Source organism: Sphingomonas kyeonggiensis, assembly GCF_030812785.1.
GTDB classification, from domain to species: Bacteria; Pseudomonadota; Alphaproteobacteria; order Sphingomonadales; family Sphingomonadaceae; genus Sphingomonas; species Sphingomonas kyeonggiensis_B.
On record NZ_JAUSTJ010000001.1, the window covers coordinates 581,186 to 598,393 of the forward strand.

Genomic DNA, 17,208 nt, shown 5'->3' on the forward strand with positions numbered 1-17,208 from the left:
GGAATCTAGTCGTGCGAACGCCCGAAGTCCGGCGCGGCATCGTCCTGGCCCTGCTCGATGATCGAGCGGCGGATCGCACGGGTACGGCTGAACAGCTCGAACAGCTCGTCACCCTTGCCCCAGCGGATCGCACGCTGCAGCGCGGTCAGATCCTCGGAGAAGCGCTGGAGCATGTCGAGCACCGCTTCCTTGTTGGCCAGGAACACGTCGCGCCACATCGTCGGGTCGGATGCGGCGATGCGGGTGAAGTCGCGGAAGCCGCCGGCGGAGTATTTGATCACTTCGGACTGGGTGACTTCCTCCATGTCCGATGCGGTGCCGACGATCGTATAGGCGATCAGATGCGGCAGATGGCTGGTGACGGCGAGGACGCGGTCATGATGATCGGGCGCCATCGTCTCGACCTCGGCACCGAGGCGGCGCCAGAATTCGAGGACGCGCTCGACGGCGAAGGGCGCGGTGCCTTCGACCGGGGTGATAATGCACCAGCGGCCATGGAACAGCGAAGCGAAGCCGGCCTCGGGTCCGCTATTCTCGGTGCCGGCCACCGGGTGGGCGGGGACGAACACGGCATCGGGCAGCGCGGCATGGACGGCCTCGACCACGCTTTCCTTGCACGAGCCGACATCGCTGACGATCGCCTCGGCCGGCAGGTCCGCCGCGATCTCCGCCGCCGCCGCGCCCATCGCGCCGACGGGGACGCAGAGGATGACGAGGTCGGCGTCGATCACCGAGGTGCCGGCGGTATCCGCGATGTCGTCGCACAGGTCGATGCGCACCGCGGTCTCGCGCACCGCCGGGTCGGCGTCATAGCCGGTCACCCGCACGCTCGGCATGTGCTGGCGGACGGCGCGCGCGATCGACGAGCCGATCAGGCCCAGGCCGATGACCGTGACGCGCGCGAACGGCAGCATCAGGCTTCGCCCGCCAGGCTCCGCAGCGATGCGATCACGCCGCGCGTCTCTTCCTCGGTGCCGATGGTGATGCGCAGGCCATGGGGGAGGCCCTGGCCGGGCAGCCAGCGGACGATGTAGCCGGCGTCCATCAGGCCCTTGTACGCCGCCTCGGCAGTGAGCTGGCCCTCGAACAGCACCAGCACGAAGTTCGCCTGGCTCGGCACGGCGCGCAGGCCCTTGTTGCCCAGCTTGGTGATCTCGTCCGTGAACCAGCGGCGCCACTCGGCATTATGCGCCTTGGTGTGGTCGACGAAGTCGGTGTCGCCCAGCGCCGCGACTGCCGCCGCGGTGCCCGCGATGGTGATCGAGAAGGGCAGGCGGATGCGGTGCATCGCCTCGATGATCGGCGCCGAGGCATAGCCCCAGCCGATCCGTTCGGCGGCGAGGCCGTACATCTTGGAGAAGGTGCGCGTCACCAGCACGTTCGGCGCAGTGCGGGCCAGCTCCATGCCGCCATCGTCGTCATCGCCTTCGATATATTCGGCATAGGCGTGGTCGAGGACGAGCAGGATGTCGCTGCGCAGCCCGGCATGAAGGCGCAGGATCTCGCTGCGCGGCGCATAGGTGCCGGTCGGGTTGTTCGGGTTGGCGACGAAGACGATCTTGGTCTTGTCGGTCACCGAGGCGAGGATCGCGTCGACATCGGTCGCATAATCCTTGTCGGGCGCCACCACCGGGATCGCGCCGACCCGGCGGGTGGCGATCGGGTACACGGTGAAGCCGTAATGGACGTAGATGATCTCGTCGCCCGGACCGGCGAACGCTCCGGCGGCGAGGTGGAGGACTTCGTCCGATCCGTTGCCGTAGATGATGCGGGCGGGATCGAGGCCGTACTTCGCCGCGATCGTCTCGCGCAGTTCGACGGCGCTGGCGTCGGGATAGCGCTCGAGGCTGGTCGACGCGGTGAGGAACGCGTCGCGCGCCTTCTGCGAAGTGCCGAGCGGATTCTCGTTGGACGAGAGCTTGGTCACCTTGCGGCCGTCATCGGTGGTGGAACGCCCCGGCACATAGGGGGCGATTTCCATGATCCAGGGCTTGGGAACAGGTGCGGTCATGGTCGCGCGGCTTGGCGGAATGGTTACCGGATGGCAAGGGTCAGGCGCTAGGGCTTCATGGTTAAGCAGGAGCCGAGGAGGGGCAATGCGGGGGAATGGCATCGTCTGGCGCGCACTCGAGATGGCGCGGCGACGGAATCTGGAAGCGGCGGGGGAGCCGCAGCCGGTCAAGGGCGCCAGCGGCGCGACGCGGCGCGCGGTGCTGCAGGCGATGGCAGCTGGCGGCGTGGCCACCGCCCTGCCCCGCCCCGCCGCGGCGCGCCCCGCCGGCCGGGTGGCGATCATCGGCGGCGGCATCGCCGGTCTCACCGCGCTCCACCACCTGCGCGAGGCCCATGTCGACGCCTTCCTCTATGAGGGCCGGGGCCGCACGGGCGGGCGGATGTACACGCACAAGTCGGGCGACTGGACGTTCGAGGTCGGCGGTCAGCTGGTCAACACCGACCATTATGACATGCAGGCGCTGCTCAAGCGCTTCGACATCCCGCTGATCGACCGCAAGGCCGAGCCGCACGACACGTTGATCCTCGCAAATGGCCGACTGGTCAGCGATACCGAGCTGGCCGAGGCGCTGCGCCCGATCGCCGCGCAGATCGGCAAGGATGCCGACCGGCTCGACAAGGACCAGGCCCGAGTCGCCCCCGATCTCGATCGGATGTCGATCCACGACTATCTCGACCGCCACGCCGCGCTGATCCGCCAGCCCTGGCTGCGCCAGTTGCTCGAGGCGACCAGCCGCACCGAATATGGCGTGGAGCCGAAGCGCGCCTCGGCGATCGAGCTGATCTTCAACCTGCCGACGGTGGACGGCCAGCGCGCCGAAGTGCTGGGCGGCGCGGACGAGCGCTATGTGATCGAAGGCGGCAGCTCGGCCCTGGTCGAGGCGATGAGCACCCATTATGCCGACCGGATCGCGACAGGGAAGCGCCTGCTCCGCGTCGAATCGGGGCTGAAGCTGCATTTCCTCGACGGTTCGGTCGAGACGGCCGACACGCTGATCGTCGCGGTGCCCGGTCCCGTCACCCGCCAGATCGACTTCCGCGTGCCGCTGCCCGCCCAGTGGCGCGCCTTTATCGGCGAGATGGAGCTGGGCCTGAACGAGAAGGTCCAGTCCGGCACCAATGCGACGCCGTGGCGTGGGCCAATGGGCGTCGGCGGCGAGCTTTGGCAGACCGACGCCGATGCCGGCTGGGCACTCGGCTGGGACGGCAGCGTCCACCGCAAGCATGGCGTCTCGCCGGTCTGGACCTGGTTCCTCGGCGGCGACGAAGTGCTGCGTTCCGAGAGCGAGGCGCCGTCCGCGCTGGCGAAGCGCTTCGCCGCCAGTGCCGCGCCGGCGATCCCCGGGCTGATCGAAGCCGCCACCGGCCCCTTCACCCGCACCAACTGGCACGCCCAGGCGCTGACGCTCGGCGCCTATTGCAACTATGCCCCCGGCCAGCTCACCCGCTTCTCGAAACTGCTCTACGTCGAGGACGAAGGCGGCAACCAGGTGCCCCATGCCGGGCGGATCTGGTTCGCCGGCGAGCATCTCTCCGACGCCTTTCCCGGCTATATGAACGGGGCGGCACAGACCGGGCGGATGGCGGCAAGCGCGATCCTCGGCAAGCGGATCGACGCCAAGGCCGCTTGAACCGGGGGGCGCAGGCCCGTAACGAGCCGGATATGTCCGTCGATCCGCGTTTTGGCACTGGCCGCTCGGTGACGCTGCCGGGGCCTCTGCGCCTCGACGGCGGCGTGCTGCTCTCCCCGGTCGATATCGGCTACGAGACCTATGGCACGCTAGCCCCCGATGGCGGCAACGCGATCCTGGTCTGCCATGCGCTGACCGGTGACCAGCATGTCGCCTCCGAGCATCCCCGCACCGGCAAGCCCGGCTGGTGGACGCGGATGGTCGGACCGGGCAAGCCGATCGATACCGACCGCTATTTCGTGATCTGCTCGAATGTGCTGGGTTCCTGCCTCGGCAGCTCGGGCCCGGCGACGGTCAACCCGGCCACGGGCAAGCCCTGGGGGATGAGCTTCCCGGTGATCACCATCCGCGACATGGTGCGGGCACAGGCGATGCTGCTCGACCATCTCGGCGTGGACAAGCTCTTCGCCGTCGTCGGCGGATCGATGGGCGGGATGCAGGCGCTGAGCTGGGCGGCGACCTTCCCCGAGCGCGTCGCCTCGGCCGTCGTCATCGCCAGCGCGGCGCGGCATTCGGCGCAGAACATCGCCTTCCACGAAGTCGGGCGCCAGGCGGTGATGGCCGATCCGAAATGGCGCGGCGGCGATTACTACGCCGACAATGATCCACCCGTCGCCGGCCTCGCGGTGGCGCGGATGGCGGCGCACATCACCTATCTCTCCGAGGCAGGCCTCACCGCCAAGTTCGGGCGCAAGCTGCAGAGCCGCCCAGAAAAACCCGATGGCGCCAAGACCTTCGGCTTCGACGCGGACTTCCAGGTGGAGAGCTATCTGCGCCACCAGGGGCTGGCGTTCGTCGACCGGTTCGACGCCAACTCCTATCTCTACATCACCCGGGCGCTCGACTATTTCGACCTGGCCGAGGAGCATGGCGGGCTGCTCGCCGACGCCTTCAAGGGCAATGACACGCGCTTCTGCGTGGTGAGCTTCGACACCGACTGGCTCTACCCGACCAGCGAATCGCGGTCGGTCGTCCATGCGCTGAACGCGGCGGGCGCGCGGGCCAGCTTCGTCGAGCTGAAATCGCCCTTCGGCCATGACGCCTTCCTGCTCGAAAGCCCCGAGCTCGACAGGGTGGTGCGCGGCTTCCTCGAGGCGGGCAAAGCATGAGCGACTATCGCATCTCGTTCGACAAGGCTGAGCTCGACCTCGACCTGATCCATGCGTTCCTGAGCGGATCCTATTGGGCCAAGGGCATTCCGCGGCACATCGTCGAGACCTCGATCAAGCACAGCTTCTGCGCTGCCGTGTTCGCCAAGGACGAAGCGGGACAGGACGAGCAGGTCGGCTTCGCCCGGCTGATCACCGACTTCGCGACCTTCGCCTATCTGGCCGATGTGTTCGTGCTGCCGGCGCATCGCGGCAAGGGCGTGGCGATGCAGATGCTCGAGGCGGTGCAAGCGCATCCCGAGCTGGCCGGCCTGCGCCGCTGGCTGCTGTTCACCCGCGACATGCAGTCGCTCTACGCCAAGCTCGGCTGGACGCCGATCCCGCATCCCGAGCGTTGCATGGAGCGGCACGATGTGGACCTCTACACAAGATGACCCTGCGCCCCGACCTTGCGATCATCGCGGCGAACGTCGCGGCGGGGAGCCGCGTGCTCGATGTCGGCTGCGGCGACGGTGCGCTGATGGCGGCGCTGCGCGACACGCGACAGGTCGATGCGCGCGGGCTGGAGCTCGACGCGGGCGACGTCGCCGCCGCGGTGGGGCGCGGCCTTTCGGTGGTGCAGGGCGATGCCGATACCGACCTGGCCGACTATCCCGACAACAGCTTCGACTATGCCATCCTGAGCCAGACGCTGCAGACCACGCGCCACCCGGACGTGGTGCTGGAGAACCTGCTGCGCATCGGCAAGCACGCCTTCGTCTCCTTCCCCAACTTCGCCCATTGGCGGGTGCGCGCCTCGCTGCTGTTCGGCGGGCGGATGCCGGTGACGCGGCTGCTACCGATCGCCTGGTATGCCACACCCAACATCCACCATGTCACCGTCGACGATTTCCGGGCACTGGTGCACGAGCGCGGGATCACGATCGAGGGGTGCTGGTTCCTCTCCGGCGACCAGCGTTGCGGCTCGGCGATGGCGAACCTGTTCGCCGAGCATGCGGTATTCCTGCTGCGAAGGTGAGGCGATGCGGACGGTGAAGCGGCTCCACCCGGCATTTCGCGACGATATTGGCGACCTGGTCACACGACGCCCGCTGCCGGGACCGGCGATCGGCCATGTCGGCGCGTTCCTGTTCCTCAACCATCACGGGCCGCAGACCTACGCGCCGAACAATCGCGGGCTGCCGTTCGGGCCGCACCCGCATCGCGGCTTCGAGACGGTGACCTTCATCCTCGAAGGCGAGCTGGCGCATACCGACAGCGCCGGCCACTCCAGCATCATCCGCGCCGGCGGCATCCAGTGGATGACCGCGGGCAGCGGCATCGTCCATGCCGAGGTCTCGCCGCCCGACTTCAAGCGCGACGGCGGGCCGATGGAAATCCTCCAGCTCTGGGTGAACCTGCCCGCCCGGCTGAAGATGACGGCGCCGCGCTATGTCGGGGCGCAGGCCGGAGCGATCCCGGCGGTCGCCGCCGACGGCGCTACCGTCCATCTTGTCTCGGGCGCGTTCGCCGGCGCCACGGGCGTGGTCGAGTCGCTGACCGGCGTGTTCCTGAGCTGGGTCGAGATCGAACCCGGGGGCAGCGTGACCTTCACCGGGCTCGAGGGGCGCGACGTGTTCCTCTATTGCGCGCGCGGAGTGTTCCACGTGGAAGGCACCGCGGTGCCGCACTTCCATCTCGCCGAGCTGAACCCGGGCGGCAGCGTGACGATCACCGCCACCGAGCCTGCGCTGTTCCTGTTCGGCCATGCCGAGCCGATCCACGAGCCGATCATTGCGCACGGCCCGTTCGTGATGAACAGCGAGGCGGAGATCCGCCAGGCTTTCCAAGATTACCAGACGGGCAAGTTCGGCGTGGCGGAGATCGTGGAAGCCTGAGTTTCAGGGCCTAGTTCGCCAGGCCCCAGTTCACCGTGACGTTGGTGACCGCCGTGGCCGATTCGGCCATCACCCGCAGCGTGCGCTTGTTGCCGTCGCCGGCGGTGAACGACTTGCCGTCCTCGATCCGCAGCGACAGGCCCTGCGCCAGAGCCTGCTGCTTGGACCAGGTGAGGATCGTCGAGGGCGAGGCGAAGTTGGTGTAGATCACCGTGCCGCTGCGCTTGCCGGTCACCGCCACATCGCCGCTCGTGCAGCTGATGATCTTGGCTTCCTTGTAGACCGGCACGAAATCGGGCTTGTCGTTGCAGGTGCCCGCCGCGACCTTGGCCGGCACCCCCTTAGAGGTCGCGTCGATCACATTCTGCGCGGCGGGATCGTCGGTCGTCCTGGGGCCGCCACAGGCCCCGGCCAGCAAGGCCAATCCGATCACCGCAACGCGCATCATGTCATCTCCGGGCTTAGAACGGGACGTCGTCGTCCAGATCATCGGGGAACCCGCCGCCGAAGCTATTGTTTCCGCCGCCGCTGCCGCCGCCCGAGCGCTGGCCGCCGCTGTTGAAATTGCCGCCGCCGCGGCTGGAGGACTGGCCGGCGAACTCGTCGCCGCCGCCCGCACCCCAATCGTCACCGCCGCCGCCGGACGAGCGACCGCCGCCATAGCTGCCGCCCGCACCGCCGCCACCGCCGGGCGCGCCGTCGAGCATGGTCAGCACCGAGTTGAAGCCTTGGAGGACGATCTCGGTCGAGTAGCGGTCCTGGCCCTGGGCGTCCTGCCACTTGCGGGTGGTCAGCGCGCCTTCGATATAGACCTTGCTGCCCTTGCGCAGATAGCGCTCGGCGACGTTCGCCAGGCCCTCGTTGAAGACCTTGACCGTGTGCCACTCGGTCTTTTCCTTGCGCTCGCCCGAGTTGCGATCCTTCCAGCTTTCGGACGTGGCGATGCGCAGCTCGACCACCTTGCCGCCATTCTGGAAGCTGCGGCTCTCGGGGTCGCGCCCGAGATTGCCCACCAGGATCACTTTGTTGACGCTGCCCGCCATGGAAACTCCGCTATGAAAATCGTATCGACGGTGGCGCGTGCGCACTTCGCCGGTGAACGAATGGGGTACTATCCTTGGCCGAGATCATCAACCTGAACCGGGCACGCAAGGCCAAGGCACGTGTGGACAAGTCCGCCCGCGCCGAGGAGAACCGTGTCCGCTTCGGACGCCCCAAGGCCGAGAAGCAGGCCGAGGCCTCGGAGAAGGCGCGGATCGCGAGGACTCTGGACGACGCGAAGCGCGACTGAGCTTTCCTACATCCGCGCGGCGGGCGACTCGTCAAAGGCCACGAAGTACACGCCAGAAGCAGGTTTTCGCGTCGCCTAATTTGACACAGTTCCCGCGAGCGCACCGCATCTCGCAACATTCTTCCGTGTGCGGGATCCTATTTCCCCAACAAGGCAAAGAGCGGCCGAAACGCCAGTTCCGACCGCCCGAGCCAATCAGACGAAATCCTACATTGCAAGCGAGGCGCTACAAGCCCAGCGCCACCGCGCTCCAATAGGTGAGCCCGGCCGAGACATAGGCGAGCGCGAACAGATAGCCGATCATGAACATCGGCCATTTCCAGCCATTGGTCTCGCGCCGCGTCACGGCGATCGTCGAGATGCACTGAGGCGCGAAGACGAACCACATCAGGAAGGCGAGCGCGGTCGGCAGGCTCCAGCGCTTGCGGAGGTTCTCGGTGATCGTCGCCTCGCCCTGGGCATCCTCGGGATTGTCGACCGCATAGACGGTGCCGATCGCCGCCACCGCCGCCTCGCGCGCCGCCATCGCGGGGAGCAGGGCGAGCGAGATGTCGTGGTTGAAGCCGATCGGCCTGACCACAATCTCGATCCCGCTCGCGATGCGGCCGGCGACCGAATATTCGCTCTGCTTCTGCCCGGCGGGCGCCTGAGGGAAGGTGGTGAGCAGCCAGAGGATCGCCACCGTCGCGGCGATGGTGGTGCCGGCGCGCTTGAGGAAGATCTCGGCGCGCTGCCACAGGCCGAGCAGCACGTCGCGGATGCGCGGCAGCTGGTATTTCGGCATCTCCATCATGAAGCCCGAGGTCGCGCCCCTGGTCACCGTGTGGCGCAGCACGAGCGCCGCGCAGAAGGCGCCGACGATGCCGAGGATGTAGAGCGCGAACAGCACAAAGCCCTGCAGGCCGATGCCCGGGAGCAGGCTCCGCTCGGGGATCAGCGAACCGATGATGATCGTATAGACCGGCAGGCGCGCCGAGCAGGTCATCAGCGGGGCGATCAGGATGGTGGTGAGCCGGTCCTTCTCGTCGGCGATCGTGCGCGTCGCCATGATGCCGGGGACGGCGCAGGCGAAGCTCGACAGCAGCGGGATGAAGGCGCGGCCTGACAGGCCGACGCTGGCCATCACCCGGTCCATCAGCATCGCGGCGCGGACCATATAGCCGGTCGCCTCGAGCACGAGGATGAAGGCGAACAGGATCAGGATCTGCGGCAGGAAGACGACGACCGCGCCGACGCCGGCGATCAGGCCCTGGACGAGGAAATCGCGGAGGAAGCCGTCGGGCAGCGCGCCGGCCACCGTGTCGGACAGCCACGCCATGCCGCTCTCGATCCAGCCCATCGGCGCCTCGGCCCAGGCGAAGACCGACTGGAACATGACGAACATCAAGGCGAGCAGGAGGATCGGGCCGGCGACCGGGTGGAGGACGATCGCATCGATCCGGTGGGTCCAGCGGCGCGCTGCGGTCTCGGAGACGGTGACCGCGGTGGCGATCTGGCGGGCGCGGCGCTGGAGGACGACGATGTCGTGCTGGACGCCGGCACCTTCGCGCAGCTTGTGGCCGGCCTTGAGGACCTCGCCCAGCCGCTCCTTGAGCGCGTCGAGCCCGCGCTTGCGCACCGCGACGGTGGCGACGACGGGCACGCCCAGCTCGCGCTCCAGCGCTTCCGGATCGAGGATCAGGCCGTCGCGCTCGGCCATGTCGACCATGTTGAGCGCCACCACCATCGGCAGGCCGAGCGCGGCGAGCTGGAGGGTGAAGCGCAGGTGATTGTCGAGATTGGTGGCATCGACCACCACGACAATCCCGTCGGGCAGGCGTTCGCCCTCCTGCCTGCCGAACAGCACGTCGCGGGTCACCGCCTCGTCGGGCGAGGAGGGATCGAGGCTGTAGGTGCCGGGCAGGTCGAGCAGCTCGACCGGGCGGCCATCGGGCAGCGCCAGGCGGCCGGCATGGCGCTCGACGGTGACGCCGGGATAGTTGCCGACCTTCTGGCGGGCGCCGGTGAGGGCGTTAAACAGGGCGCTCTTGCCGGCATTGGGATTGCCGACCAGCGCAACCAGCGGGGCCGCGTTCATGCGCCGGGACTGACGTGGATCGCCGAGGCGACGTGACGGCGCAGGGCGACGATCATCCGGCCGATGCGGCAGGCGATCGGGCCGCCGCCGAGCAGGCCCGACTTGTGGAGCAGCTCGACCTCGACGCCCTCGTCCAGCCCCAGCTCACGCAGGCGCCGGCCCTCGGGCTCGCTCAGCTGGCTCCAGTCGACCATGGCGACGGAGCCGGGCTTGTGGCGGGGCAGGCTGGCAAGCGGAACGGGCACGGGAATCGCGGCGGGGGCATTCATGCTGCGAGTCATTATCAATTGCGGGGGGAGGACGCCAGTAGGATATGTCCTACGCCTCTCCACGATCCGTTCGTCACCCCGGACTTGTTCCGGGGTCCACCGGGAGGCAGGTCCTGGACAGGAGGTGAGAGCGCTCTGCGTGCGGCGCAGTGGACCCCGGCACAAGGCCGGGGTGACGGCTATGCTCTGCCTAGACCGCCGGATACCGCAGCCGGCCCACGAAGCGCGACAGGCTGAAGCGGTGCTCGGGCGGGGTCAGCCATTTCGCCTTGGCCTTCTCGAACTGCATGATGTTCTCGATCCGGCGGGCGAGGAAGGCCCGGGTATCGGCCTGGCCTTCGCTTTCGTCGTCGAGGAACACCGCGATGGTCGAGGCATAGACCGCGCCGAGCGTCATGCGCTTGCTGTAATGGTTGTAGTCGGTCGCGGTATCGCCCGCGGCGCGCCACATCGCATCGGCGGCGCGCCAGCCGAGCTGGGCTGCGCGGGCGAGGTTCTGGGGCATGGCGAGGATGGCGAGCGCACGGCGCAGCGCCTCGCGGTGCGGGGCGGCGAGGTCGAGCCGGGCCTCGACCAGCGCGGTGATGCGCGCGCGGATCTTCATCGCGGCCAGCTGCTCTGGGGTGAAGCGGGCGAGCATCGCGGCGTCGATATGCGCGAACCAGGCATCGATCATCGCGACCGGCCCATCGGTGAAGGCGAGATGAGCGACATCCCGGTCGACGCCGAGCGAGTCCGCCGCGGCATCCACCGCGCGGTTGTTCCAGCCGTCGAACGCCGCATTGGCCACCACCTGCGGCGCGAGTGCGGCGCGCAGTTCGTCGAGAGTCGCGTCCTTCAGGTCCATCATGCCGGTTTACTCTCCCCGGCCTCAGGTGCAACCCGCGGACCGCCGCTGCGCACCAGGACGAGCGCGATCGCGACCAGAATAGCGCCGATAAAGTCGGGCGGGCCCAGCGTCTCGCCATAGACGCTCCAGCCGACGATGCCGGCGACGATCGGCTGGGATAGCAGGCCGATGCCCACGACGAGCGGCGAGAGGTGGCCGATCGCGTAGATCATCAGCCCCTGCCCCACCACCTGGCTGGCGAGCGCGAGGCCGATCAATACGCCCCAATGCCCCGGCCAGAATGTCTCGCCCATCACCTGCGCCGCGACCAGCAGCGGCAGCGCGCTGGCGAGGGTGGAAAGGGCGAGCGCGGGCAGCGGCGCCATCGCCTCGCGGGCCTTGCCCATCAGCACGAAATAGACGGTGTAGAGCGTGCCGGCGAGCAGGCAGAGCAGGTCGCCGATCAGGTGATCGGGCGAGAGCTGGAAGGAGCGGCCGAGCAGCAGCGCGGCGCCGGCCGCGGCGAGCGCGAGGGCCAGGCCCTGGGTCCGCGTCGGCCACATGCGGGCGACGAGGAAGCCGTAGATCGGGTACATCAGCGTCGCCGAATTGCCGAACAGCGTGGCGTTGGCGAGCGTGGTCTGGAGGATGCCGACATGCCAGCTCGCCAGGTCCGCGGCGAAGGCGAGGCCGCCGAGCGCGGTCGGCAGCCACAGGCCGCGCGCCGGGGCGAAGGGCCGCTTCTGCCCCATGAAGGAGAGCGCGATCAGGATCGGCGCGGCGATCGCGATGCGCCAGAAGCCCGCCGCCACGGGTCCCACATCGGCCAGCCGCACGAACCACGGCCCGAAGGCGAGCGCGATATTGCCGGCAAGCAAGGCGGCGATCGGCAATGCAGAGGCGGTTTGCGGGGAAATAGCTTTTCTTGGGGAGGCGGGCCGATGCATGCGCCCCCTTAGCCCCCTATTTCCCGGCGTCACAGTCGTTAGGGAATTTGCGACGATGCCGAACCTGTTCGATCCGATCCAGCTGGGCGCGATCCATGCGCCGAACCGCCTGCTGATGGCGCCGCTGACCCGCGGCCGCGCGACGCGCGAGCATGTGCCGACGCCGATCATGGCGGACTATTATGCGCAGCGCGCCAGCGCCGGGCTGATCATCTCCGAGGCGACCGGGATCAGCCGGCAGGGCCTGGGCTGGGCCTATGCCCCGGGCCTGTGGAGCGACGAACAGACCGATGCGTGGAAGCCGGTGGTCGAGGCGGTGCATGCGGCCGGCGGACGGATCGTCGCGCAGCTCTGGCACATGGGCCGGCTGGTCCATCCCGACTTCCTGGGCGGCGAAGCACCGGTCTCCGCTTCGGCCAACACCGCGCCGGGTGAAGTCCGCACCTATCCGGCGGAGGAGAGCGGCGAGATCAAGCGGCCCTATGCCCAGGCCCGGCCGCTCAGGACCGACGAGATCCCCGGGCTGCTCGAGGACTATGCCAATGCCGCGCGGAACGCGATCCGCGCCGGCTTCGACGGGGTGCAGGTCCATGCCGCGAACGGCTATCTGATCGACAGCTTCCTGCGCGACAATTCCAACTTCCGCGACGACGCCTATGGCGGCTCGATCCCCAACCGGGTGCGGCTGCTGCGCGAGGTGACCCAGCGCGTAGTCGACACGATCGGCGGCGAGCGCACCGGCGTGCGGCTCTCTCCGAACGGCGAGGTGCAGGGCATCAACGACAGCAACCCGGCGCCGCTGTTCGAAGCGGCGGCAGCGGCGCTCGACGAGATCGGCATCGCTTTCCTCGAGATGCGCGAGCCGCGTCCGGGCGGCACCCGCGGCAAGCCCGATCATCCGCCGGTCCATCCGGGGATGCGCAAGGTCTTCAAGGGGCCGCTGATCCTCAACGCGGACTATCATCTCGACGACGCCCAGGCCGCGCTCGACGCAGGCGAGGCCGATGCGATCGCGTTCGGGCGGACCTTCCTCGCCAATCCCGACCTGCCGCACCGCCTGCGCGAACGGCTGCCGCTCAACCCGCAGCGCGAGGAGCTGTTCTATATCGGCGGGGCGGAGGGGTACACGGACTATCCTGTGGCGGCCTAGTTCGGGGTCGAGTCGATCGCAGTGAGCCAGGTGGTGGCGGCGGTGCGGAAGCCGTCACGCGCCTTGGCATTGAGCCCGACGAATACAAGGGCGAACACGATCCACCAGCCGATGAACGCGACGAGGAAGATCATAACGACCAGCGCCACCATCAGCGCGCCGACGAGCTGGCCCTGGCCATCGGTACCGATCCGGATCGTGCGCGGACCTTCCTTGTCGAACCACGGCGCGGTGGTGAAACTGAATCCCTCCCCGCCGACATAGCGGCCGCGCGGCTCGGGCTTGCCCAGCGGCGGGCGGTGTGGCGCCTGTAGCCGCGGCGCTTCCATCGTCCGCGGCCGGTCGCTCGGCATTTCGGGCCGGGATGCGATCGCCGGCGGCGTGACGGACCGTCCTGCCAGCGTGTCGATCACGACAAGCCGGCGCCCCTGCTCCACTACGCGGTAGCGGGACGGGGGCATGTCCATCGGATCAGCCGAACTTGCTCTTGAGCGCGAGCATCGCCAGCGCGGCCTTGGCGGCCTCGCCGCCCTTGTCCTTCTCGTCCGGCTTCGCCCGGGTAAGGGCCTGGGCTTCGTTCTCGACGGTGAGGATACCGTTTCCGATGGGGAGCGAGTCCATGGCGAGGGCCATCAGGCCGCGGGCGCTTTCATTGGAGACCACTTCGAAGTGATAGGTCTCGCCGCGGATCACCACGCCGAGCGCGACAAACGCATCATAACGGCCGGTCTCGGCAGCCATCGCCACCGCGCCGGGAATCTCGAGTGCGCCGGGCACCGTGATGGTCTCGTGGCTATGGCCCGCTTCCTCGATCGCGGCGCGCGCGCCTTCGAGCAGCAGGTCATTGAGATGCGCGTAGAAGCGCGCTTCGACGATCAGGACACGTGCCAAGTCATTCTCCGGTATCGATGGGATGCTCGCCGACGATCGACAGGCCATAGCCGTCGAGTCCCACGAGCGTGTGATGGGTGTTGGTGAGCAGGATCATGTCCTGCACGCCGAGTTCGGTGAGGATCGTCGCGCCGACGCCGTAATCGCGCAGCTCGTCCATGTCCTTGGGCTCCAGCGTGCCCTCGCGGGCCTGGAGCGCCCGGGTGAACTGGTCGGGACGCGGCTTGTTGATCACCACGACCACGCCCGCGCCCCCCTCGGCGATGATCTCCATCGAGCGGCGTAGCAGCCCGCCGCGCGCACCGCCCTCGCCGAAGATGTCGGAGAAGGGCGAGAGCGCATGCATCCGCACCAGGGTCGGCTTCTCGGGGTCGATCTTGCCCTTCACCAGCGCGACCTGCTCGCTCTCGGTCGCCTTGTTCCAGAAGGTCATCGCGGTCCACTCGCCGCCCCAGTCGCTGTCGAAGCGCGTCTCGGCGCGCTTCTCGACGAGATGGTCGTGGCGGCGGCGATAGGCGATCAGGTCGCGGATCGTGCCGAGCTTGAGATTGTGGAACTGGGCAAAGGAGATGAGGTCGTCGAGACGCGCCATCGTCCCGTCGTCCTTCATGATCTCGCAGATCACGCCCGACGGGTTGAGCCCGGCGAGCCGCGCCAGGTCGACCGCCGCCTCGGTATGGCCCGTGCGGACCAGGACGCCGCCGTCGCGCGCGATCAGCGGGAAGACATGGCCGGGCGAGGTGATCGCATCGGGGCCGTTGGCCGCATCGATCGCCACCGCGACGGTGCGCGCGCGGTCCGCTGCCGAGATGCCGGTCGAAATGCCTTCCTTCGCCTCGATCGAGACGGTGAAGGCGGTGCCGAGCGGGGTGCCGTTGACCCGCGCCATCGGCTCCAGCTGCAGCTGGCGCCCGCGCTCGGCGGTGAGCGCGAGGCAGATCAGCCCGCGGCCGAAGCGCGCCATGAAGTTGACTGCGTCGGGCGTCGCCATCTGGGCGGGAATGACCAGATCGCCTTCATTCTCGCGATCCTCGTCATCGACCAGGATCACCATCCGGCCGTTGCGGGCCTCGTCGATCAGCTCCTCGGGCGAGGAGAGGAAGGCGTGCTTGAGGCGCGCCAAAGGATTTGCTTGCTCAGGCTTTGCCACGAAGGGACTCCATGCGTTGCAGATAGCGGGCGAGCACGTCGATCTCGAGATTGACGGCCTGCCCGGCTTCCAATGCCCCGAATGTAGTGACGGAAGCGGTGTGGGGAATGATGTTGAGGTCGAATTCGACTCCGGCATCGGTATCGCGCACCGCGTTGACGGTGAGCGAGACGCCATCGACGGTGATCGAGCCCTTGGGCGCCACGTACGGCGCCAGCTCCGCGCCGGTCTGGATCACGATGTGATGCGAGCCGCCGATCTCCTCGATCGACTTCACGGTGCCGATGCCGTCGACATGGCCGGTGACGATATGGCCGCCCAGCTCGTCGCCGAGCTTGAGCGCGCGCTCGAGGTTGAGCTTGCGGCCCGAGGTCCACATGCCCTGCGCGGTGCGGCTGATCGTCTCGCCCGAGACATCGAACGCGACCCAGGCCGGACCCTTGTCGACCACCGTCAGGCAGACGCCCGAGCAGGAGATGGACGCACCGAGATCGATGCCCCCCGTTTCATAGGCGGTGGAGACGCGGACATGCAGGTCGCCCTGCTTCTCGGTCGCCTCGACCGTGCCGATATCAGTGACGATTCCCGTAAACATCAGGCGTGCTCGTAGACCTCCATCCTGTCACTGCCAAGCATGCGGCTTTCTACCAGCCCCCAGCGGCCATGGGCATCGCCCAGCCGGGTAAGCCCGATGTCGCCGAGTGCCGCCCTGCCCTCGCCGATCAGGATCGGCGCGCGGTAGAGCAGCAGCCGGTCGACCAGGCCGGCGCGGAGAAAGGCGGAGGCGGTCTCGGCGCCGCCTTCGACGAAGAGATGGTCGACGGCTTCGAGGCCGGCGATATCCTCCGGGCGCTTGAGGTCGCCAGTCGAGGACAGCATCAGCCGGCGCGGCGCGCGGTCCTCGAGGCCAGGCAGGCGGACATCGAGCCGCGGCCGGTCGATCTCCATCGTGCGCCTGCCGACCAGGATCGCCTCGTGCCGGCTGCGCTCGAGATGGGTATGTGCGCGCGCCTCGGGGCCGGTGATCCACTGGCTCTCGCCCGAGGGGAGCGCGATGCGGCCGTCGAGCGAGGTGGCGAGCTTGAGCGTGACCTGGGGGCGGCGGTTCTCCAGCCGGGCCAGGAAGCCGGCCATCGAGCGACGCGCCTCATCGATACGGATACCTTCGGTCACCTGGATTCCCGCAGCGCGGAGGCGCGCGGCCCCCGCCCCATTGGTCCGCGGATCGGGATCGCCGAGCGCGATCACCACTCGGGCGACGCCGGCGGCGATCAGCAGGTTCGAGCAGGCGGGACCGCGCGGAGACTCGTGCGCGCAGGGCTCCAGCGTGACATAGGCAGTTGCGCCGCGCGACTTTTCGCCGGCCCCGGCCAGCGCCATCGCCTCCGCATGCGGGCGGCCGCCGGGCTGGGTCCAGCCGCGGCCAATCACGGCTCCGTCGCGGACGATCACGCAGCCGACATTGGGATTGGGCGCGGTGCGCCCCCTGCCCCGCTCCGCAAGCGCGAGCGCGGCCCCCATCCAGCGCGCATCGCTCAGAAGCCGTGCTGGGTCAGCCAATCGTCATATTTCTTGAATTCGGCCTGGCGCTTCTTCTGCGCCGCCTCGAACTCCGCCTTGCGCTTCAGCTCGGCGGGCAGGTCCTTGGCCTGCTGCGCCTTGATGTCGGCATCGCTGCGATCGAGCCGCCATTGCTGCACATAGATGATGTCGCGCTTGTACGGCGTCTCGACGTTCGAGTCCTTCACGAACATCCACAGGATCACCAGCGTGACGCCCATGGCGAGGATCATGAACCACAGCTCATAAGGCTTGCGGGTGGCGAGCCAGCGCCTGAAATCGCCAAAGGCGCGCAGGGGATTGAATCTCTGAAGGTAGCTCATCTTGGCCCAAAGATAGGCGCGCGGGGGCCCG

The 17,208-nt window shown here is 68.4% G+C and carries 21 protein-coding genes; 7 read left to right on the forward strand and 14 right to left on the reverse strand.

Annotated elements, in window-relative coordinates:
- Nucleotides 1-5: 5 nt before the first annotated feature.
- Both J2W22_RS02825 and hisC read right to left on the reverse strand, forming a co-directional pair.
- On the reverse strand, nucleotides 6-914 hold the full coding sequence (locus tag J2W22_RS02825) for a prephenate/arogenate dehydrogenase family protein (protein ID WP_307116747.1): 909 nt from the start codon (nucleotides 912-914) through the stop codon (nucleotides 6-8).
- Nucleotides 914-2,011, reverse strand: a complete 1,098-nt coding sequence (hisC, locus tag J2W22_RS02830; RefSeq protein ID WP_307116748.1) for a histidinol-phosphate transaminase — start codon at nucleotides 2,009-2,011, stop codon at nucleotides 914-916. Before hisC ends, J2W22_RS02825 begins: the two co-directional genes overlap by 1 nt.
- Nucleotides 2,012-2,096: 85 nt before the next feature.
- Here hisC and J2W22_RS02835 point away from each other — a divergent pair, with 85 nt between their 5' ends.
- From J2W22_RS02835 to J2W22_RS02855, 5 genes are read left to right on the forward strand one after another with little or no spacing between them, the layout of a single operon-like run.
- Entirely contained in the window at nucleotides 2,097-3,644 is a 1,548-nt protein-coding gene (locus J2W22_RS02835) for a flavin monoamine oxidase family protein (RefSeq protein WP_307116749.1), read from the forward strand.
- A gap of 32 nt (nucleotides 3,645-3,676) precedes the next feature.
- Nucleotides 3,677-4,813 (forward strand): homoserine O-acetyltransferase MetX, encoded by a 1,137-nt coding sequence (gene metX, locus J2W22_RS02840; protein ID WP_307116750.1) that lies wholly within the window; start codon nucleotides 3,677-3,679, stop codon nucleotides 4,811-4,813.
- Nucleotides 4,810-5,247: a GNAT family N-acetyltransferase gene (locus tag J2W22_RS02845; RefSeq protein ID WP_307116751.1), complete on the forward strand. Its 438-nt coding sequence runs from the start codon at nucleotides 4,810-4,812 to the stop codon at nucleotides 5,245-5,247. Before metX ends, J2W22_RS02845 begins: the two co-directional genes overlap by 4 nt.
- Nucleotides 5,244-5,831: a methionine biosynthesis protein MetW gene (gene metW / locus J2W22_RS02850; RefSeq protein WP_307116752.1), complete on the forward strand. Its 588-nt coding sequence runs from the start codon at nucleotides 5,244-5,246 to the stop codon at nucleotides 5,829-5,831. The genes J2W22_RS02845 and metW overlap by 4 nt, the downstream gene beginning before the upstream one ends.
- 4 nt (nucleotides 5,832-5,835) lie before the next feature.
- A complete protein-coding gene (locus J2W22_RS02855) occupies nucleotides 5,836-6,690 on the forward strand; it encodes a pirin family protein (RefSeq protein ID WP_307116753.1) in 855 nt (284 codons plus the stop codon).
- A gap of 10 nt (nucleotides 6,691-6,700) precedes the next feature.
- On the opposite strand, the gene J2W22_RS02860 is transcribed toward J2W22_RS02855, so the two are convergent.
- Together J2W22_RS02860 and ssb are read right to left on the reverse strand one after the other, a co-directional pair.
- Nucleotides 6,701-7,138, reverse strand: coding sequence for a hypothetical protein (locus J2W22_RS02860; RefSeq protein ID WP_307116754.1), 438 nt, complete (start codon nucleotides 7,136-7,138; stop codon nucleotides 6,701-6,703).
- 13 nt (nucleotides 7,139-7,151) lie between these two features.
- On the reverse strand, nucleotides 7,152-7,733 hold the full coding sequence (gene ssb / locus J2W22_RS02865) for a single-stranded DNA-binding protein (protein WP_307116755.1): 582 nt from the start codon (nucleotides 7,731-7,733) through the stop codon (nucleotides 7,152-7,154).
- 74 nt (nucleotides 7,734-7,807) lie between these two features.
- Between ssb and J2W22_RS02870 the strand changes: the two genes are divergently transcribed.
- Nucleotides 7,808-7,981 (forward strand): DUF4169 family protein, encoded by a 174-nt coding sequence (locus J2W22_RS02870; RefSeq protein WP_307116756.1) that lies wholly within the window; start codon nucleotides 7,808-7,810, stop codon nucleotides 7,979-7,981.
- A 226-nt stretch (nucleotides 7,982-8,207) separates the two neighbouring features.
- On the opposite strand, the gene feoB is transcribed toward J2W22_RS02870, so the two are convergent.
- The 4 genes from feoB to J2W22_RS02890 form a co-directional block, all read right to left on the reverse strand.
- Nucleotides 8,208-10,058 (reverse strand): ferrous iron transporter B, encoded by a 1,851-nt coding sequence (gene feoB / locus J2W22_RS02875; RefSeq protein ID WP_307116757.1) that lies wholly within the window; start codon nucleotides 10,056-10,058, stop codon nucleotides 8,208-8,210.
- Complete coding sequence (locus J2W22_RS02880; RefSeq protein WP_307116758.1) at nucleotides 10,055-10,327, reverse strand: FeoA family protein; 273 nt, start codon at nucleotides 10,325-10,327, stop codon at nucleotides 10,055-10,057. Before J2W22_RS02880 ends, feoB begins: the two co-directional genes overlap by 4 nt.
- Before the next feature lie 190 nt (nucleotides 10,328-10,517).
- Nucleotides 10,518-11,177 (reverse strand): COQ9 family protein, encoded by a 660-nt coding sequence (locus J2W22_RS02885; RefSeq protein ID WP_373422930.1) that lies wholly within the window; start codon nucleotides 11,175-11,177, stop codon nucleotides 10,518-10,520.
- The gene (locus tag J2W22_RS02890; RefSeq protein WP_373422931.1) at nucleotides 11,174-12,049 is read right to left on the reverse strand and encodes a DMT family transporter; all 876 of its coding nucleotides are present in this window, start codon (nucleotides 12,047-12,049) and stop codon (nucleotides 11,174-11,176) included. Before J2W22_RS02890 ends, J2W22_RS02885 begins: the two co-directional genes overlap by 4 nt.
- A gap of 109 nt (nucleotides 12,050-12,158) precedes the next feature.
- Between J2W22_RS02890 and J2W22_RS02895 the strand changes: the two genes are divergently transcribed.
- Nucleotides 12,159-13,253, forward strand: coding sequence for an alkene reductase (locus tag J2W22_RS02895; protein ID WP_307116760.1), 1,095 nt, complete (start codon nucleotides 12,159-12,161; stop codon nucleotides 13,251-13,253).
- Here J2W22_RS02895 and J2W22_RS02900 read toward each other — a convergent pair.
- The 6 genes from J2W22_RS02900 to J2W22_RS02925 are packed head-to-tail and all read right to left on the reverse strand — an operon-like array spanning nucleotide 13,250 to nucleotide 17,177.
- Complete coding sequence (locus tag J2W22_RS02900) at nucleotides 13,250-13,720, reverse strand: hypothetical protein (protein ID WP_307116761.1); 471 nt, start codon at nucleotides 13,718-13,720, stop codon at nucleotides 13,250-13,252. The two genes, J2W22_RS02895 and J2W22_RS02900, sit on opposite strands and share 4 nt — an antisense overlap.
- A 4-nt stretch (nucleotides 13,721-13,724) precedes the next feature.
- Nucleotides 13,725-14,144: a 6,7-dimethyl-8-ribityllumazine synthase gene (gene ribH / locus J2W22_RS02905; RefSeq protein ID WP_221262833.1), complete on the reverse strand. Its 420-nt coding sequence runs from the start codon at nucleotides 14,142-14,144 to the stop codon at nucleotides 13,725-13,727.
- Nucleotide 14,145: 1 nt separating this feature from the next.
- On the reverse strand, nucleotides 14,146-15,294 hold the full coding sequence (gene ribB, locus J2W22_RS02910; protein WP_307116762.1) for a 3,4-dihydroxy-2-butanone-4-phosphate synthase: 1,149 nt from the start codon (nucleotides 15,292-15,294) through the stop codon (nucleotides 14,146-14,148).
- Nucleotides 15,281-15,889, reverse strand: a complete 609-nt coding sequence (locus J2W22_RS02915; RefSeq protein ID WP_307116763.1) for a riboflavin synthase — start codon at nucleotides 15,887-15,889, stop codon at nucleotides 15,281-15,283. Before J2W22_RS02915 ends, ribB begins: the two co-directional genes overlap by 14 nt.
- Nucleotides 15,889-16,815, reverse strand: a complete 927-nt coding sequence (gene ribD / locus J2W22_RS02920) for a bifunctional diaminohydroxyphosphoribosylaminopyrimidine deaminase/5-amino-6-(5-phosphoribosylamino)uracil reductase RibD (protein ID WP_307117977.1) — start codon at nucleotides 16,813-16,815, stop codon at nucleotides 15,889-15,891. The genes J2W22_RS02915 and ribD overlap by 1 nt, the downstream gene beginning before the upstream one ends.
- Nucleotides 16,816-16,829: 14 nt before the next feature.
- Nucleotides 16,830-17,177 carry a hypothetical protein gene (locus J2W22_RS02925; protein WP_307116764.1) on the reverse strand — a complete coding sequence of 116 codons (348 nt, stop codon included), beginning with the start codon at nucleotides 17,175-17,177 and terminating at the stop codon, nucleotides 16,830-16,832.
- Between the last annotated feature and the right edge of the window lie 31 nt (nucleotides 17,178-17,208).

Coding starts and splice junctions, on each gene's coding strand:
- J2W22_RS02860 (WP_307116754.1), bottom strand. CDS start 7,138: ATGATGCGCGTTGCGGTGATCGGATTGGCCTTGCTGGCCGGGGCCTGT.
- J2W22_RS02880 (WP_307116758.1), bottom strand. CDS start 10,327: ATGAATGCCCCCGCCGCGATTCCCGTGCCCGTTCCGCTTGCCAGCCTG.
- metW (WP_307116752.1), top strand. CDS start 5,244: ATGACCCTGCGCCCCGACCTTGCGATCATCGCGGCGAACGTCGCGGCG.
- J2W22_RS02835 (WP_307116749.1), top strand. CDS start 2,097: ATGCGGGGGAATGGCATCGTCTGGCGCGCACTCGAGATGGCGCGGCGA.
- J2W22_RS02885 (WP_373422930.1), bottom strand. CDS start 11,177: ATGATGGACCTGAAGGACGCGACTCTCGACGAACTGCGCGCCGCACTC.
- J2W22_RS02855 (WP_307116753.1), top strand. CDS start 5,836: ATGCGGACGGTGAAGCGGCTCCACCCGGCATTTCGCGACGATATTGGC.
- J2W22_RS02845 (WP_307116751.1), top strand. CDS start 4,810: ATGAGCGACTATCGCATCTCGTTCGACAAGGCTGAGCTCGACCTCGAC.
- J2W22_RS02895 (WP_307116760.1), top strand. CDS start 12,159: ATGCCGAACCTGTTCGATCCGATCCAGCTGGGCGCGATCCATGCGCCG.
- hisC (WP_307116748.1), bottom strand. CDS start 2,011: ATGACCGCACCTGTTCCCAAGCCCTGGATCATGGAAATCGCCCCCTAT.
- ribD (WP_307117977.1), bottom strand. CDS start 16,815: ATGGGGGCCGCGCTCGCGCTTGCGGAGCGGGGCAGGGGGCGCACCGCG.
- J2W22_RS02825 (WP_307116747.1), bottom strand. CDS start 914: ATGCTGCCGTTCGCGCGCGTCACGGTCATCGGCCTGGGCCTGATCGGC.
- J2W22_RS02915 (WP_307116763.1), bottom strand. CDS start 15,889: ATGTTTACGGGAATCGTCACTGATATCGGCACGGTCGAGGCGACCGAG.
- metX (WP_307116750.1), top strand. CDS start 3,677: ATGTCCGTCGATCCGCGTTTTGGCACTGGCCGCTCGGTGACGCTGCCG.
- J2W22_RS02925 (WP_307116764.1), bottom strand. CDS start 17,177: ATGAGCTACCTTCAGAGATTCAATCCCCTGCGCGCCTTTGGCGATTTC.
- J2W22_RS02900 (WP_307116761.1), bottom strand. CDS start 13,720: ATGGACATGCCCCCGTCCCGCTACCGCGTAGTGGAGCAGGGGCGCCGG.
- ssb (WP_307116755.1), bottom strand. CDS start 7,733: ATGGCGGGCAGCGTCAACAAAGTGATCCTGGTGGGCAATCTCGGGCGC.
- feoB (WP_307116757.1), bottom strand. CDS start 10,058: ATGAACGCGGCCCCGCTGGTTGCGCTGGTCGGCAATCCCAATGCCGGC.